Origin of the sequence: Nocardia sp. NPDC052566 (assembly GCF_044547285.1) — a bacterium.
Lineage (GTDB): Bacteria > Actinomycetota > Actinomycetes > Mycobacteriales > Mycobacteriaceae > Nocardia.
The window spans coordinates 162,823-177,654 of the sequence record NZ_JBIUAF010000002.1; the positions used below are offsets into that span (position 1 = coordinate 162,823).

Below are 14,832 nucleotides of genomic sequence, written 5' to 3' on the forward strand. Positions count from 1 at the left end.
CGTCCGCGAATAGAAAAGGCCCGGTCCATGGGGACCGGGCCTTCGTATGGGTTATGTCGGTGAATTCAGCAGTGCGTGGTCACCGGATCGCCGCGGAAACGGGCTTCGACGTAATTCCAGGCGTCGGGGAAACCCGCGACGGCCGTCGTCATATGTTCGGCTATCTCGTAGGGCGCGAACGTCAGCGGTACGCCTGCGCGGCAGTAGTGGTCGGCGACCTCTTTGACCGGTTCGAAGAACGTCAGCGTGTCGTAGACGCCCTGCCACATGTACATCGGTGCGGTGGGCACGCCGTCGAAGTAGCGAAGGCTGTTCTCTCGCAGCACCGCACGCGCCTCCGGGCTGTCCATCAGGCTCTTCGACGCGGCTAGCTGCTCGGCGCTGCGGAACGCGCCGTGGAACAGCAGGAAGCGGCGGCATTCGTCGTGGGTGAATTCGCGGAACCAGCGGCCCGCCTCGTTGAGCTGGGCCGAAATCGGCAGTCGCTCAGGGTATTCGCGTTCCAGGCCCATGGCGGCCGCGAAGGCGAGCCCGAAGCCGGGATGCGGTTCGAAGCCGAGGCTGAGCGCCATCTGCTCCAGGTCGGCCGGGATACCGCCCGCCACGACGGCGGCGAGCTTCAGCTCCGGTGCGTAGGTCGGCTGCAGTGCTCCGGCCCATGCCGAGGCCATACCGCCGCCGGAGTAGCCCGCGATGGCGACCTTCGAATCCGCGAGCCCGAGTTCGGTGGCCCGCTGCACGGCCCTGACGCTGTCGAGGGTGACCATGCCGCTCAGCTTGGCCGCGCCGTAGGCGACGGTCGGGCCGAGGTAGTCGGGCAGCGAGATCGCCCAGCCGCGGCTGACCGGAAGCATGGCGCCGACCGCGTCCTGCAGTTCGCCGTTGAACATCGATCGCGACGGATTGCATTTGCTGCCCAGCGAATTGATCAGCGCCTGGTAGGAGACCAGTGGGGGATTGCGCACGCCGTTGGGGAGCAGCACGGTGGTCGCGGCCATGATCGGGTGGCCCGCGGAGTTGGTGGAGCGGAACGCGATCTGCCATCCCGTGGTGCCGACATAGGGCCCGGAGTCGATCTTGCGGGTGCGCACCACGTCGCCTGGTGCGCGTGCCTCGAGATCCGCGGGCGCGGTGAAGAACGCGTCGGGATCAGGGGTGGGGTACAGGGGGTCGGCCGATGCCGTTTTGGTCAGTGAACCAACCGCTACTAGGCAGAGCAGGACAGTGAGGATCCTTCTCGGCTTCCGGGACAAGTGCGTATTTCCTTCGTTCGGTCGAGCAGTGGCCGGCTGCACGGCGGCGGCGATGCCCCAGCGGCACAGCCGGTTTGCCACAGGTCGAGCGCCACCTGGCGCAGACCCTAAGCCAATACCCAACGGCACGCACGTTTCCCACGTTTTTGCAAGATCAATCACACCCTGTAACGCCCCGCAATGTGCAATTTCCCAAGTGCGCCACTGGCACCCGTAGTGTATCGGGGGGTTTACGGTGCGGGTTGCTCGGCGACGGCCTTGATGCGCTCCAGTGTCTCGCGCATGCCGTTCACGTTGGTCCTGGTGCGGGAGCGACCGGCGATGAGGGAGTAGATGCGAAGGGGGAACGACTGTTCGAGGCGGAAGGATTCGGTGACGTCGGTGCCGCCATCGACGGGGGTGAAGCGATATGTCCAGGTGTTGACCGGGGTGTTGCCGGGACCGAGGACGGTGAAGGCGAATTCGCGTCCGGGATCGCAGGCGACGATGCGGCAGACGGTCCAATACTTCAGGCCCCAGCCGTTGCGGTTGACGTGCCCGCGGAACTTCACCCCGACGGCCGGGCCCGTCGCGCCGCCGAGCCACTCGGCCTCGAAGGTCTCCGGACTGAACTTCCCGGTATTCCTGATATCGCTGACCAGCTCCCAGATCCGTTCGGCGGGAGCGGTCATCCGCACTGTCACACTGTCCTGCATGACCGCACGCTACCGCTGACGGGCGGCCGTCAACAGACTGCTGTCGAGTTCCCAGCGGGCGTCGTCGACCCAGGTTCTGAGCTCGAGCAGGTCCGGGGTCGGTACGCGCAGGATGTCGCGCAGAGCGACGGTCACTCGGGCGGCGGCCGCGTCGTACACCCCGAACGACGCGGGCAGCTCGATATCGAGGTGCCAGTTGGCATCACCGCCTCCCGTGCCGGATCGCCAGCCGGTCTCGGCCATCGTGGTCTCGTCGGCGGGCGAGACGCGGAATTCCTCGTCGAGGTAGTCGTTGCCGACGATTTCGCAGAACAGCCGGTCGGCCCGCATGCGGAACTGCGCGTACCGGTTGCCGACGGTGCTGAGAACGAGGAAGCCGTCGTAGGGCATGCGGGACAGGGTGTGGGCCAATGCCGTCGTGAATCGCGGCCAATCGTCGGCGCCGACATGCGGATCGGCGCTACCGCGCTGCTGCGGCGGCGCCGGGCAGTGTGGATTGGCGAACTCCAGGGCGATCGACTGTTCATCGGCGACCACCCGGATCGTCACGGCCGGACGCTCCCAGGTGAGCGCCGAACGCGCACCGCTCCGAATGCGGTGTCCCGGACCGAGTTCGGTCGTGAGCCGCGCCGAGATCTCGGTGCGTGATCCGGCCAGTACCTCGGCGGATTCGGTGGCGATATCGGCGACGGTGAGCGTCACATACTCCACCAGGAGCCGCTGGCCGTCGTCGCCGGTGTGGTAGGACCCGATCGCCGCCGCCGCGGGTCGCTCGACATCGAGGTTGGTGGTCAGGCGCACCATCCGCGGCCGTTCGTCGGCCACCTGCCAGCCGGCGGCCGCGCAGAACCGGGGCAGATCGTCGGCCGACCACCGCCAGTCGAATCCGGCGGCGACGGTGGCGGCTTTTGCCACTCCAGCTATATCAACATGCACTCGGGAAATGCTACGGGCATGCCGGTATCGGCTGCGGCCCAATAGTTCTGGGGGCAAAGGTGCGCACTCGCCCGCCGGTCCGTTCGGTGGATCGCGAGGTTCGGCCACTGAACCGAACGGTGGCGTAGGCAATCGGCCACGGACATGCTTGTTCGTGAATTCCCTGAATCGAAGGCGGGATTTCTCCATGGCCGTGCCCGAAGTGCCGAAATACGGTGCTGTCCAGGTAGACCGGGCTTTTCCGATCCCGGTCCTGGATCGGGTCATGGTGTCACTCGATCCGGGCGCACATCGCCGAGTAATCGAATCCGTATTGTTACCAGAGCAATTCGGCCGTTTCGCGATAAAAGGCGCGACGGGCTCGACGGCGGATGGTTATGGTTCGGTCGGCCTCGCCTGCCGCAATACGCTGGTCGAGTTCTTTCATGCCGCGGCGCCGGTGCTCCCTGGAGTTACCGGCGGACTGTGTTTTTCGTTCCAGACCGCAGGCTCGATCGGCCGGGCGCGTGAACTGCTGGAGCGCGATCCCGAATTCTCCGCGTGCTACGAGCTGATCTGCCGTGCGGCGCCGCGGGAGACCGATCTGCGGCCCTGGTACCACCTGCTGCGCCCCGACTTCGGCGCGCACAGCCCGTTCACCGTGTTCCTCGGTGAGGTGACACCGGAATACCTCGCCGTGCTCGGCGTGCCGCGCCGCCCGGACGGTACCCTGCGGCGGGCCGCGTATCTCGATGCGGCACTGGGTAGTCCGCCCGCGCCGGAGCATCGGCTGCGCGATATCACCGGCGTCACCGTCCGCCTGCGGCCGCGCCGCGCGACGGTGCTCGCCGCTACCTTGACCACCCTCGGCTATGCGATGGAATCCGTTCGCGGACAGCGGATTCTGTACGGTCCGGCGTTCGAGTTGCGCATCGTGGTCGACGACAGTGCGCCCGAGGGGGTGCTGTCGATCACCGTCGCGCTGACCGAACCGCCGCTGATCGGCACCGCGTTCCGCTTCGGCGACACCTCCCGCCTGGAGATCGCTCCCGATGGCCGTTCGGCGGTATGGACCTTCACGCCGCTGGCCGGAGTCGCCGCAGGAACGAAGACGTGAACGAAGAAAGGAAACGGTGACATGTACGAAGCGCGCTATCTGGTCGTCGTCAATCGCGAAGAGCAGTACTCCCTCTGGGAGGCCGACGTGCCGCTGCCCGCGGGCTGGCTGGCCGAGGGGTTCGAAGGATCGAGGGAGCAGTGCCTCGAGCACATCGAGCGGGTGTGGACGGATATGACTCCGCTGAGCATGCGCGGCGGGCGAAAGTCCTAGCCCCGCGGGGATTCTCCGGGCCAGCGGTTTTGTCTGGTATGTCCGAGGCGGTAGAGCAAGCCGCCACGCCGATACCGCCCGGTAACTCCCTAAAACCTCAGTGTGTCGCCCGCGGCACGCCGTAACGACCGGGGTCACGGCAAATCAACAGTTTCGCTGGCAACGGTGCATCGACTATGAATGTCAGGGTGCCGTTCCCACGCGTGATCATTTGTCTGCCATGCGATCTCCCCGAAGGGGAGTCGAAGTGACCATAGAGCATCCCATCGAGGACGAGGTCAAGCAGCTGGCTAGACGGGTCGAGAAGGCCCGCGGTCGGCTTGCGTACCAGTTCGATCCCGCACTGACCGAAGCACTGTCCGAAGACGAGCTGTTCGCCGAACGCGAACTCGCCGAACGGATTCGCGAGCAGGACCGTGGACAGCGCTGGAAAGAGGCGCAGGCCGTCGCCTCCGCCTCCGACCGCGCGCGACAGACCACCGAAGCGATCGAGAAGGCCGATATGCGCGATCTACTACTCGCCAGGAAGGCGATTGCCGCACAGCGACGTGAGTCCAGCCCGCATGCGAAGCTGGCGTCGCTATACCGGCACCGGGCGTGGTCGCTGCGCGCACTGGCCGGCGTGGTCGGGGCGGGCATGTTGTGGTCGGCGGTGAACGTTCAGCAGAACATCGCACCAGGCGGGCCGGGGGATCCGCTGTACTGGTTCAGCTACTTGCTCGAAGCGATGATCAGCGTGTGCCTGATCATCATCATGATCGGCACCAACAAGGTCGCCGAATGGGGGGTCGTCGACAGCCGCAGGCAGGTCGCCGCGGCCGAAATGGCGCTGCTGGCACTGACCGTCAGTCTCAACACCTACCCGTATCTACGTGCCGGCCAATGGTACGAGACGGCCGTGCACGCCGTCGCGCCGGTGATGATCGGTGTCTCGCTGCTCATCCACCATGCCGCGAGCGCGCGGTACGGCCTGGCCATCACGCGGGCCACCGAGCAGGTCCGTGAACTGCCCGATCCCGCCGAGCGGATTCGGCGTTCGCTGCCTTCGGCGGCGAGCCTGCGCTTGACCGCGCTGGCCGAGAAGGCGGCTCAGGTCGCCGAGCAGGCCGCGGCGGTCAAGGCGGCTACCGCCAAGGCGCAGCCGCAGGTCGAGGAGCTCGAAGAGCTCGAAGAACTGGAGGAGTTCGAGGAGTTCGACGACACCGAGGCGATGGAGATCGAGATCATCGCGCCCGCCGACGACGAAGCGACGGCACCCGTTGTCGCGACGAACGGGCGGGTGAACGGTCACAAGAACGGCGCGGCCGTACGCAAGGTGCGGCCCGAACCGGTGGGCGAGGACCTGGATGAGGCGCCCGAGGCGCCGGCGAAGGCCGCGGCACCGGTCAAGGCGACACCGCAAAAGGTGGCGGCACCGCAGAAGGTGGCGGCACCGCAGAAGGTGGTGGCGCAGAAGGCGGTGGCGCAGCAGCAGGCGAAGCAGACCGCCGCGCCGGTGAACGGGAACGGCAAGACCCGCCCCGTCGCGGCCGCGAAGGTCGAAAAGCCGAGCGTGCCGGTCGATCTCGACGTGACGGCGGAAATTCCGATCACCACCGCACCGATCGCGACCACGCCGGTCACCGCGGTGAACCGGAAGCCCGCGCCGGTCGAACCGATCGCGCCGGTCAAACCGGCGGCCTCGAGCAAGCCCGCACCGGACTTGCAGGTCGTCCGGACTCCGGACGTGCACGATACGGGTCAGTTCCGGATCGCCGAGATCCTGGAACAGGAACTCGCCGAGTTGCAGGCCGAGCGCAGGAGGGCAAGGGCAGGCAAGCAGCGATCCTCCTCGTAGCCGCGCAGGGGCCCGCGGACCTGCTCAGGGAATGCGGGCCACCGCGCCGAGCATCGAGACGGCCTCGGCCCTCGGGTGCGCGCGCCAAACCTCCGGCCGCCATGCCGTCACCGAGGTGATGCCGGGCGGAACGAGGTCGAATCCGGTGAAGAACCGAGTGAACTCCTCGGTGGAACGCAGGCGGAACGGCACACCGCTGCGCCGGTTCGCCTCGTTCGTCTCGGCGAGATCCTCCTTGGTGAGGTGATCGCTGGTGGCATGGGACATCACCAGGTAGCTGCCCGAGGGCAGTGCGTCGCACAGCTTGCGCACCAGCCCGTACGGGCCGATGTCATCGGTGATGAAGTGCATGACCGCGACGAGCATGATCGCGACCGGCTGCCCCAGATCGATGGTTTTCAGCAGGTCGGGATGGGTGAGGATGTGCTCGGGATCGCGGACGTCCGCGTCGAGATAGGCGGTCGCGCCCTCCGGGGCACTGTGCAGCAGGGCACGCGCGTGTGCCAGCACGATCGGGTCGTTGTCGACGTAGACGATGCGCGATTCGGGGGCGATGCCCTGCGCGATCTCGTGCACATTGCCCGCCGTCGGCAGGCCCGCGCCGATATCGAGAAACTGCCGGATACCCGCCTCCGCGGCCAGATAGCTGACCGCTCGCCGCAAGAAATTGCGGTTCTCCAGTGCGGCCAGGCGTATCGTCGGAAACGCCTCGGCCACCATATCCGCCGATTCCCGGTCGGCCTCGAAGTTGTCCTTGCCGCCGAGCCAGTAGTCGTACCTGCGCGCGGGGTGCGGCTTGGTTACATCTATTCCAGACGCCGGCGGTTTCGAGTTCACAACGCCCTCAATTCATTTCGACTACTGTCATGATGTCAGCTCGAGTTGCGAACCGGTAGCGGTCAGGTCCGCGCCGGGTCGGGAAGGCCCCTCATGTTGCAGTACAGCCCGTACGATTTCGACGTACACAATGATCCGTACCCGTACTACGCCAGGCTACGCGAGCAGGCGCCGGTATTCCGGAACGAGACCGATGATTTCTGGGCGTTGTCCAGACATGCGGATGTGCTCGCCGCGCTGCGCGATTCCACGCGTTTCTCCAGCGTGAACGGGCTGCGGATGGAACCGGCGTTCTGGGGTCCGCAGGCCGAGCAGTTCTTTTCCTTTGTCGCGATGGACCCGCCGAAACATACGCGCATGCGCGGATTGGTGGCCAAGGCATTCACCGCCCGCCGGGTGCAGGCGCTCGAACCGCGATTGCGCACCATGGCGCGCACCATGATCGAACCGCTGGTCGCGGCGGGCAGCTTCGACCTGATGACCGATTTCGCCGGGCCTTTCCCGACCGATGTGATCTCCGAGCTGGTCGGCGTCCCGGAATCCGACCGCGAGATGATTCGCAAGCTCGGCATGGAGATCATGTACTCCGACGAGGAGTCCACCGATCTGCGGCCCGAGGCGGTGCAGGCCATCGGCACGATCATCGGCTACTACACCGAGCTGACCATCGCGCGCAGCAAACACCGCGGCGACGACCTGATCTCGGGCCTGCTCGACGCCGCCGAGGCTGACGACCGGCTGACGCCGGAGGAAATCGTCGGCGTGCTGATCCTGCTGGTCGGCGCGGGCATCGAAACCGCCATGCTCACCCTCGGCAATGTCTGGCATGCCGCGGCGCGGCATCCCGACCAGCGGCGCAAGGCCTTCGACGGACGCGTCGACGACTGGATCGCCGAATCGATGCGCTACGACCCGTCGACGCAGATGATCTTGCGGACGGCCACCGAGCCGGTCGAGTTGCACGGCGTCACCATCCCGGCCGGCGCCAAGACGGTGCTGCTCACCGGTTCGGCCAATCGGGATCCCGAGGTGTTCGACCGGCCCGATGTTTTCGATATTGATCGGGACACCAGTGCGTCGCTGGTTTTCGGCAGCGGCAGGCACCACTGTCTCGGCTCGAATCTCGGGCTGCTGGAACTGCGGGTCGCGCTGCAGGAATTCGTCGCCGCGATCGCCGACTACGAGGTCGACGTCGACAATGTGCGCCGTATCCATGCCTCCAACAACCGCGGTTTCGCCTCGCTGCCCACCACGGTGACGGCGCGCTGATGGCCGACGAGGTGCGCGCCGGTGTCACGCTGACCAATCTCGACAAGCCGCTGTTCGACGGCGCGGCGGCGACCAAGCGCGACCTGGTCGGCTACCTCGAATTCGCCGCCGACCGGATGACCAGGCAGCTGCGTGACCGGCCGCTCTCGGTCATCCGGATCCGGCCGGGCCAGGAACCCTTCATGCAGAAGAACCTGCCCAAGTACACCCCCGACTGGGTGCACCGGGTGACCATGTGGGCCGAGAGTTCGCGCCGCGAGGTGACCTACGCCCTGTGCGACGACCTGCGCACCCTGCTGTGGTTCGGCAACCAGCGCGCCGTCGAGTATCACACCACGCTGCTGCTCACCGACCACACCAAGGGCCCGACTCATCTCGTCCTCGATCTCGACCCGCCGGAAGGCGAGAACTTCGGCCAGGCGGTCGCCGCCGCGAAGCTCATCCGCGCCGCACTGGCCGACGACGGCCTCGCCGGTGCGATAAAAACCAGTGGCGCCAAGGGATTACATGTCTTCGTTCCTGTCGAACCGGGCATCCCCATCGAAGACGCCGCCGCGGCCACCCGCGCCATCGCCGCCCGCGCCGAACGCCTCGACCCCGTCCTGGCCACCACCGCCTTCATCCGAGAAGACCGCGGCGGCAAGGTCTTCCTGGACTCCACCCGTGCAGGCGGCGCCACCGTCGTCGCCGCATACAGCCCCCGCATCCGCCCGGGAACCCCGGTCTCATTCCCCTTGTCCTGGAACGATATCGACAACATCACCCCCACCGACTTCACCATCCGGACCGCCCCGGACCTACTAGGCGACGGCGACCCCTGGCTCACCGAAATGCCTGCCCCCCAGAAGATTCCGGCGGACCTCCTCGAGGAAGGCCACACCATCCCCGTCGCCAGAGTTCAGGCCATGCACGAGGGAAAGCGCCGAGCCCGTGCCCGCCGACAGGACACCTGACCCAGCTGTCGAACATGCCCACATCGAATTCGATTGGTACGACGCGCCCCGCTCGGCGGTATCGCCGACGTCGACGGCATCCGCACTACTTCGACGGCCTCCACAATCACGACCAGTACGTCCCAGCGCTCACCCGAGGGAATACAGCGGGACCACCGTGCATGGCGGGACCACCGGATGTGCCGGGTCGAGCGCGTTGCCGATCATGGCCACCGCGGTCGGTGAGTACGGCTGGGCGAAGTGCTGGGAGAAATCGGTGGGGCAGATGTCGTTGATGTATTGCGTCGTCGCGTTGTTCGCGCCGGCGGGGACTCGCATGCCGCCGTAGAGGCCGAGTTCGTCGGTGATGTCGGTGATTTGGGTGTAGCGGATATTCGGTTGCAGCACTTGGGCTTTGCCGACGGCCCACGGGTCGAGCAGGTTGAATCCGATGGGTGCGATCGCGCCGTTGTACAGGATGGCGTCGTACAGCGGCTTCGGAATGATCTCGCGCGCAACGGCGGTGACGTCGACCGGCAGGCCGGTCAGGGTGTACGGCGAGGACAGCAGCACCGCCTGGTCCACCTTGCCGACGCCGCCGAGTTCGTTGAGGTAGTAGCGGGCGACCACGCCGCCCTGTGAATGCGCGACGAGATCCACCTTCGCCGCGCCCGTCGCTCGCAGCACTCGATCGACGAGCGCGCTCACCTCGGGCGCCGATACCGGAATCGGATCCATTCCGTTGAGCCCCGGCGGAACTCGGTACATCGTGCGGCCGTAGTTCAGCGAGTAGACGCAGTAACCCTGGTTGTGCAGGTAGGGCGCGACCGCGGTCCAGTTGACCGCCTCGGAGAGAAAGGTCGAGCCGACGAGCACGACCGGCTCCGGATGTTCGGCGGACGGTGTGCACGAGTAGTCGTTGGCGCCGGGAACCGCTCCCTCCCAATCGGTTTGCGCGATGCGCAGCATCGGCCCGTTGCCGTAGGGGACCGGCAGCACCTCCGCGTCGGCGGTACCCGCGCCGAGAGCGACGGTGACCAAGGCGGCGAGCGCGGACAACAAGCGTGCGTACTTCATGGGAACCTTCACGACGACGAGGTGCAGCGCCGCCACGCTAACATGAACATTATTCACATTCACATTTTTTGGGAGATCCATGGAGGAGCCGCCTAGCCGCCGCGCGCCGGTGCAGCGCCGCAGCCGCGCCCGCGTCGAGCAGATTCTGTGGGCCGCGCAGGCATTACTCGACGAGGGTGGCACCGCGGTGGTCACCACCCGCGCCATCGCCGACCGCGCCGAGATACCGGTCGCCTCGGTCTACCAGTACTTCGGCAATCGGGAGGCGGTGCTCACCGAACTCGCCGCACGCCAAGTCGATCGGCTGGATGAGGAGATGGCGCGGAAGCTGGCCACCGTCGACGCGACTACGCTGCCCGCGGCGGTCGATCAGATCGTCGCCATGCACGGCGCCCACTACCGCGCCCACCCCGAAATCGTGGCGATCTACTACACCAACCGCGCCGCGGGCGCCCCGCTCGACGGCCGCGAGCACCGCCGCAGGCTGGCGGGCATGGTGCACGCGCTACTGCTCGACCGAAACCTGTTGCGCCCCGGTACTGCCCCGTTGATCACCGAGGTGGCCGTCGAACTCGGCGATCGAATCCTCGAACTCGCCTATCACCACGCGCCCGACGGTGACCCGGCCGTCATTGCCGAGGCCCGGCTGGCCATGACTCGCTACCTCCAGGCCTATGCGCCATGAATGTGGGCTTTGAAGAAGTCCCAGACGAGGTCGGTCGCGTTCAGCCCGGCGTCCGGGGCGGTGAGGTCGCCGCGCGACGCGCCGGGCCAGGCGTGCCCCATCTCCGGTAGCCGGTAGGTCTGCACGTCGCTGCCGTCGGCGCATTTCGCGGTCGCCAGGGTGATCCCCTTGTCCAAGCCCGCGGGCTCGCCGACGGGAGCGCACGCGAGCCGCGCCTGCCACTGGTTGATCCCGGCGTCGATGCGCGCGAAATGGCTGTCCTTGCCGCCGAGGAAGGTGATCACTGAGACGGGCGTCTTCGGTGTGTAGGTCGGCTGCTCCGCCGTCTGGCCGATGAAGCCGCCGCTGACCGGCGCGATGGCGGCGAAGGTGCCGGGCAGCTCGACCGCGAGTTTGAACGACATGTCACCGCCGTTGGAGATGCCCGCCGCATACACGTGCCTCGGATCGACTTTCCACTTCGAAATCATGCTGGCAACAATGGTTTTGATGAAGCCGACGTCATCCTCCCCGCCGCAGCAGATGAGCGCGTTGTAGGCGGAGTTGTATCCCTCGGGATACACAACGAGGAAATTCTCCTTGTCCGCCTTGGCGTTCCAACCCGTGAGCGTGGCACTGCGCGCTGCGTCACCCGGACGGTGATGCAGCGAAACCACCAGCGGCAACGCGGTGTTGCCGTTGAAACCCGGTGGCGCATGGACGACATAGGAACGTGTCTTCCCGCCGAATTCCAGGTTGACGGTCTGATCACCCGGAGCGGGCCTGCCCTCTGATGGAGCGGCGACGGTAGATGAGGATGCCTGCTGTGACGAGCCGTAATCACAGGCGGTGGCACCGATGGCACATAGCGTGATGGCGAATAGCGCGATGCTGCGAACCCACAACATCGAATCACTATGTCACGAAACAGATCTCGACAAGACCGGTCTCGAATATTGCGTTGTCCGCAATCGCGAGTGGTCGTACGCTCGAATGTGGGAGGAGTTCCGCGGCGCGGAACCGGGTGGAATATGTCTGGAGCTCGACTTTGACGATAAGGCTGGCCTGGGGGGTTATCGCGGAGCGCGACCGAAAGGCGTGGCTGGCCGACACCGGTGCGCCGGTGGATCCGCGGGCTCATGATCTGTCCGAAGGCGCTGCCATCGTGCTCGGACCGGAAGATGCTGCCGCCGATCGCGTCGCCGTCGCACGCGAGCAGTTGGCTCAGCTGATCAAGGCGGGCGGCGTGGTCGTCGCCGGTGCGGGTGTGGACCTGGGCGACGGGTTCGTCTCCGCGCGGCTGCTAGGCGCCACCGGGGATCGGCGAGACGCGGTGTTCGCGGCGTTGCGAGTGCTCGGGCTCGACGGTGCGCACCGGCTGGGTGAACGCACGGCGACTCTGGTGGCGCTGTTCGGTCTCGGTGCGACGAAACCCGTTGGGGCTGCGGCAGAGTCCGCGATCGACGCGGGGCAGTGGGGTGCCGTGCACCTGGCTTCGGCGGCGGCCGACATACTCGGCCCTGAGCAGTTGGAGAAGGTGCTGGCGCTGCGGACGCCCGATGACATCGACATGAACCCGGTGGGTGCGCCCTCGGCACTCGCCGAGAACCTGCGCCGGGTATTCGAACCACAGTCGCGGCAAAGACGATCGGTGCTGCTCATCGATCTGTGGGAGCAGGTGTGCGCGGTGCGGAGCGCCGCGCATGATCGTGCACGGTTGATCGCGCGACAGGACCAGAGCCTGCTGCCCGGACTGCGTGAGCGCTACCGGCGCTTCGACGACGATCTGGCAATCCAGTTGGTGCACGACTGGATTCGCCAGCCACCCACCATCGCCAGCGCCGCCCGTTTCGTACCGACCTGGGAGAACTTCTGGTCGCACTGTCTCACGAAGTTGCTGCAGGACGCCATCGCGGCGACCGTGCTGCTGCGCGCCGCGCTCGCGGTCAACAAATACGGTGCTGTCGAAGGGATGACCAGGGTCGCCGGACAGTTCGCCGCCGCATCGGCGTTGGTGAGCGGTGCCGACGCCAGGCGTGCCCAGCGCAAGGCACCCGAGGTGAGCCCGCTTGCCGCCCGGCCGGTGTGCGCCGTCCGCGAACTGGACGCCTGGCTGCGTTATCGACCGCTCGACGCCGGGTTCGAGATACTCGTCCGCAAGCGGCTCGCCACCGCGCTCGCGTACGGCACCGTCGTCTTTGAGGCGTGTCACACCATGCTGCACGGGAGCATCGAACACAGAAGTCTGGTCTACGTAAGAGGTCTGGCCGACAATTGGGATCTGGCGGACCTGCACACCTGGCGAGCTGCGGTCGGGTACACCGATATTCGGCCGCCCACGGCATGGAACTGGCACCAAATGGTGTGGGAGGGGGCGCCGTCCCTCGCCGCACGGCTCGCGGAGGATCCCGCCGCGACCGAGAAGGCAGCCGATCTGATGTGGTACGGCGAACTCGCCGATGCGCTCGCGCAGATCCGTGGGCATCGTGCCGCCGCAGGCCACGAATCCTACTACGCCTACTTCGACATCGACCCTGAGCGGCCGAAGCCGGAGCCGATGACGCCCCGTCTCGACTCGCTTCCGTTGGCGATGGCGGGTGCCGCCCAACTGATTTCGCTCGGCGCCACGGTGCCTGTGCGATGCCGCGACTGGGGGCAGCTCTGTGCGGGGCTGATGAAGAGCGGTGCGGCGGCACAGGCGCTGACAAGCGAATTCGACGTGCCCGACGAGATTCTCGCCGAGGATGGACAGATACTGCCCGACACCACGGCGCGGATACAGGTCGCACGCGGCGCGAGCTTGCTGGCCGACTGGTCCGACTACATGGGCAATTGCATTGCGGGGCCGAGGTATCAGGTCGAGGCGAGTGCGGGTCGCAGTGTGTTGATAGCGCTGCGCGATGCCGCGGGCACCATCCTGGTCAACGCCGAACTGCGAACGATGGAAACCGGCTGGCGGCTCGCCGAGGCGCGCACCCGCTTCAACGACGATCCGGATCCCGATCTGCGCCAGGCACTTCACCGCTGGGTATGGCACCTGAAACCATCGGAACCCGAGCTCGACGTGGCGAATATCGAACCACCACTACCCAGCACCCGCCGCCGCTCCGCGTCGAATCCGGTGCGCGACATCGCACCTGCTCTTCGCCGGGAGGCCGAGCGCACGCTCAGCGAAACCGCCGAAGCCCTAACGGTGTTCGCCGCCCTCGCGGGCCACGCCACACCCGATCCGAAAACACTGACCGCCCTGCGCCGAATGAGCGCCGACCGTCTTGCCACCACCTGCGCCGACGCCTTGGCCACAGGGGCGATCACCCTGCCCGAGCTCTGGTCGGCGACTGCCGCCCGCCCACTCACGGCGGCGGTCGCCGCACTCGACTCCGCATCGCTCGCCCGCTACCCACGACTGCACCGGTTGTCCGACGATGCCCCACTGCCCTCGAAGTCCCTGCGCGCCTTGGTGAAAGATCCCACCCTCGCAACAGCCCGCTCGATGGATCTCATCGGAGCCCGCCTGCGCACCGCGATCCTCACCCTCGCCCGCACCGACCACCCCGTCCTCACCCAAGCGATCCGCCGCGACCCGACCCCCGACCTCCTCTGCCCCTTGATCCTCGCGATCACCTGCACCGCCGACGGTTCGATCCCCACCACCGCCATCACCACCCCCGGCGAAGACACCGTCCCAGGCTTCCCCGCCACCACCCTCTCCGACCCCAACGGCCCCTGGCACCGGGCCTGGCCCACCGCCACCGAACTCGGCGCCACCCCTACCAAATTCGCAACCCGAACCACAAAAACCGGCGCCCTGGCCCCCACCAGCTGGCTCACCCCCGCTGGCTGGCCCGCCCTTTGGCGCCGCGCCACCATAAGATCCGGCCTACCTCACCACTAGCACCGAGACTACAACGCACCCGAACCAACCGAACTCCTGCGAGCGCAGTCATATGGCCCTCAATTCCGGCGTGTCGCACGGCCATTCGACTGCGCTCGGCGAAACGAGCCGGGCCGCTTGCCGTGGCC

13 protein-coding genes are annotated in these 14,832 nt (G+C 66.8%); 7 read left to right on the forward strand and 6 right to left on the reverse strand.

The window, feature by feature from the left end:
• Positions 1 to 65 precede the first annotated feature (65 nt).
• The 3 genes from ACIG5A_RS08155 to ACIG5A_RS08165 form a co-directional block, all read right to left on the reverse strand.
• The gene (locus tag ACIG5A_RS08155) at positions 66 to 1,220 is read right to left on the reverse strand and encodes a lipase family protein (RefSeq protein WP_397240573.1); all 1,155 of its coding nucleotides are present in this window, start codon (positions 1,218 to 1,220) and stop codon (positions 66 to 68) included.
• 263 nt (positions 1,221 to 1,483) lie between these two features.
• Complete coding sequence (locus tag ACIG5A_RS08160; RefSeq protein WP_397239179.1) at positions 1,484 to 1,948, reverse strand: SRPBCC family protein; 465 nt, start codon at positions 1,946 to 1,948, stop codon at positions 1,484 to 1,486.
• Between the two features lie 9 nt (positions 1,949 to 1,957).
• Positions 1,958 to 2,884, reverse strand: a complete 927-nt coding sequence (locus ACIG5A_RS08165) for a DUF6301 family protein (protein ID WP_397239181.1) — start codon at positions 2,882 to 2,884, stop codon at positions 1,958 to 1,960.
• Positions 2,885 to 3,071: 187 nt separating this feature from the next.
• Between ACIG5A_RS08165 and ACIG5A_RS08170 the strand changes: the two genes are divergently transcribed.
• The 3 genes from ACIG5A_RS08170 (at position 3,072) to ACIG5A_RS08180 (ending at position 6,030) form a co-directional block, all read left to right on the forward strand.
• Positions 3,072 to 3,980 (forward strand): DUF5829 family protein, encoded by a 909-nt coding sequence (locus ACIG5A_RS08170; protein WP_397239183.1) that lies wholly within the window; start codon positions 3,072 to 3,074, stop codon positions 3,978 to 3,980.
• Between the two features lie 21 nt (positions 3,981 to 4,001).
• Positions 4,002 to 4,193 (forward strand): MbtH family protein, encoded by a 192-nt coding sequence (locus tag ACIG5A_RS08175; protein WP_397239185.1) that lies wholly within the window; start codon positions 4,002 to 4,004, stop codon positions 4,191 to 4,193.
• 247 nt (positions 4,194 to 4,440) lie between these two features.
• A complete protein-coding gene (locus ACIG5A_RS08180; protein WP_397239187.1) occupies positions 4,441 to 6,030 on the forward strand; it encodes a hypothetical protein in 1,590 nt (529 codons plus the stop codon).
• 24 nt (positions 6,031 to 6,054) lie between these two features.
• Here ACIG5A_RS08180 and ACIG5A_RS08185 read toward each other — a convergent pair whose 3' ends face one another.
• The gene (locus ACIG5A_RS08185) at positions 6,055 to 6,867 is read right to left on the reverse strand and encodes an SAM-dependent methyltransferase (protein ID WP_397239189.1); all 813 of its coding nucleotides are present in this window, start codon (positions 6,865 to 6,867) and stop codon (positions 6,055 to 6,057) included.
• 93 nt (positions 6,868 to 6,960) lie between these two features.
• Here ACIG5A_RS08185 and ACIG5A_RS08190 point away from each other — a divergent pair, with 93 nt between their 5' ends.
• Both ACIG5A_RS08190 and ligD read left to right on the forward strand, forming a co-directional pair.
• A complete protein-coding gene (locus tag ACIG5A_RS08190; protein ID WP_397239191.1) occupies positions 6,961 to 8,136 on the forward strand; it encodes a cytochrome P450 in 1,176 nt (391 codons plus the stop codon).
• On the forward strand, positions 8,133 to 9,089 hold the full coding sequence (ligD, locus tag ACIG5A_RS08195) for a non-homologous end-joining DNA ligase (protein WP_397240574.1): 957 nt from the start codon (positions 8,133 to 8,135) through the stop codon (positions 9,087 to 9,089). Before ACIG5A_RS08190 ends, ligD begins: the two co-directional genes overlap by 4 nt.
• 129 nt (positions 9,090 to 9,218) lie before the next feature.
• Here the strand turns inward: ligD and ACIG5A_RS08200 are convergent, their stop codons facing one another.
• Positions 9,219 to 10,145, reverse strand: coding sequence for an esterase/lipase family protein (locus tag ACIG5A_RS08200; protein ID WP_397239193.1), 927 nt, complete (start codon positions 10,143 to 10,145; stop codon positions 9,219 to 9,221).
• Positions 10,146 to 10,224: 79 nt separating this feature from the next.
• On the opposite strand from ACIG5A_RS08200, the gene ACIG5A_RS08205 reads away from it, so the two are divergent.
• Positions 10,225 to 10,830: a TetR/AcrR family transcriptional regulator gene (locus ACIG5A_RS08205; protein WP_397239195.1), complete on the forward strand. Its 606-nt coding sequence runs from the start codon at positions 10,225 to 10,227 to the stop codon at positions 10,828 to 10,830.
• On the opposite strand, the gene ACIG5A_RS08210 is transcribed toward ACIG5A_RS08205, so the two are convergent.
• Positions 10,818 to 11,717, reverse strand: a complete 900-nt coding sequence (locus ACIG5A_RS08210) for an alpha/beta hydrolase family esterase (protein WP_397239197.1) — start codon at positions 11,715 to 11,717, stop codon at positions 10,818 to 10,820. The two genes, ACIG5A_RS08205 and ACIG5A_RS08210, sit on opposite strands and share 13 nt — an antisense overlap.
• Before the next feature lie 140 nt (positions 11,718 to 11,857).
• On the opposite strand from ACIG5A_RS08210, the gene ACIG5A_RS08215 reads away from it, so the two are divergent.
• The gene (locus tag ACIG5A_RS08215; RefSeq protein ID WP_397239199.1) at positions 11,858 to 14,704 is read left to right on the forward strand and encodes a hypothetical protein; all 2,847 of its coding nucleotides are present in this window, start codon (positions 11,858 to 11,860) and stop codon (positions 14,702 to 14,704) included.
• Positions 14,705 to 14,832: the final 128 nt, after the last annotated feature.

Coding starts and splice junctions, on each gene's coding strand:
- ACIG5A_RS08190 (WP_397239191.1), top strand. CDS start 6,961: ATGTTGCAGTACAGCCCGTACGATTTCGACGTACACAATGATCCGTAC.
- ACIG5A_RS08160 (WP_397239179.1), bottom strand. CDS start 1,948: ATGCAGGACAGTGTGACAGTGCGGATGACCGCTCCCGCCGAACGGATC.
- ACIG5A_RS08205 (WP_397239195.1), top strand. CDS start 10,225: ATGGAGGAGCCGCCTAGCCGCCGCGCGCCGGTGCAGCGCCGCAGCCGC.
- ACIG5A_RS08210 (WP_397239197.1), bottom strand. CDS start 11,717: ATGTTGTGGGTTCGCAGCATCGCGCTATTCGCCATCACGCTATGTGCC.
- ACIG5A_RS08170 (WP_397239183.1), top strand. CDS start 3,072: ATGGCCGTGCCCGAAGTGCCGAAATACGGTGCTGTCCAGGTAGACCGG.
- ACIG5A_RS08175 (WP_397239185.1), top strand. CDS start 4,002: ATGTACGAAGCGCGCTATCTGGTCGTCGTCAATCGCGAAGAGCAGTAC.
- ACIG5A_RS08200 (WP_397239193.1), bottom strand. CDS start 10,145: ATGAAGTACGCACGCTTGTTGTCCGCGCTCGCCGCCTTGGTCACCGTC.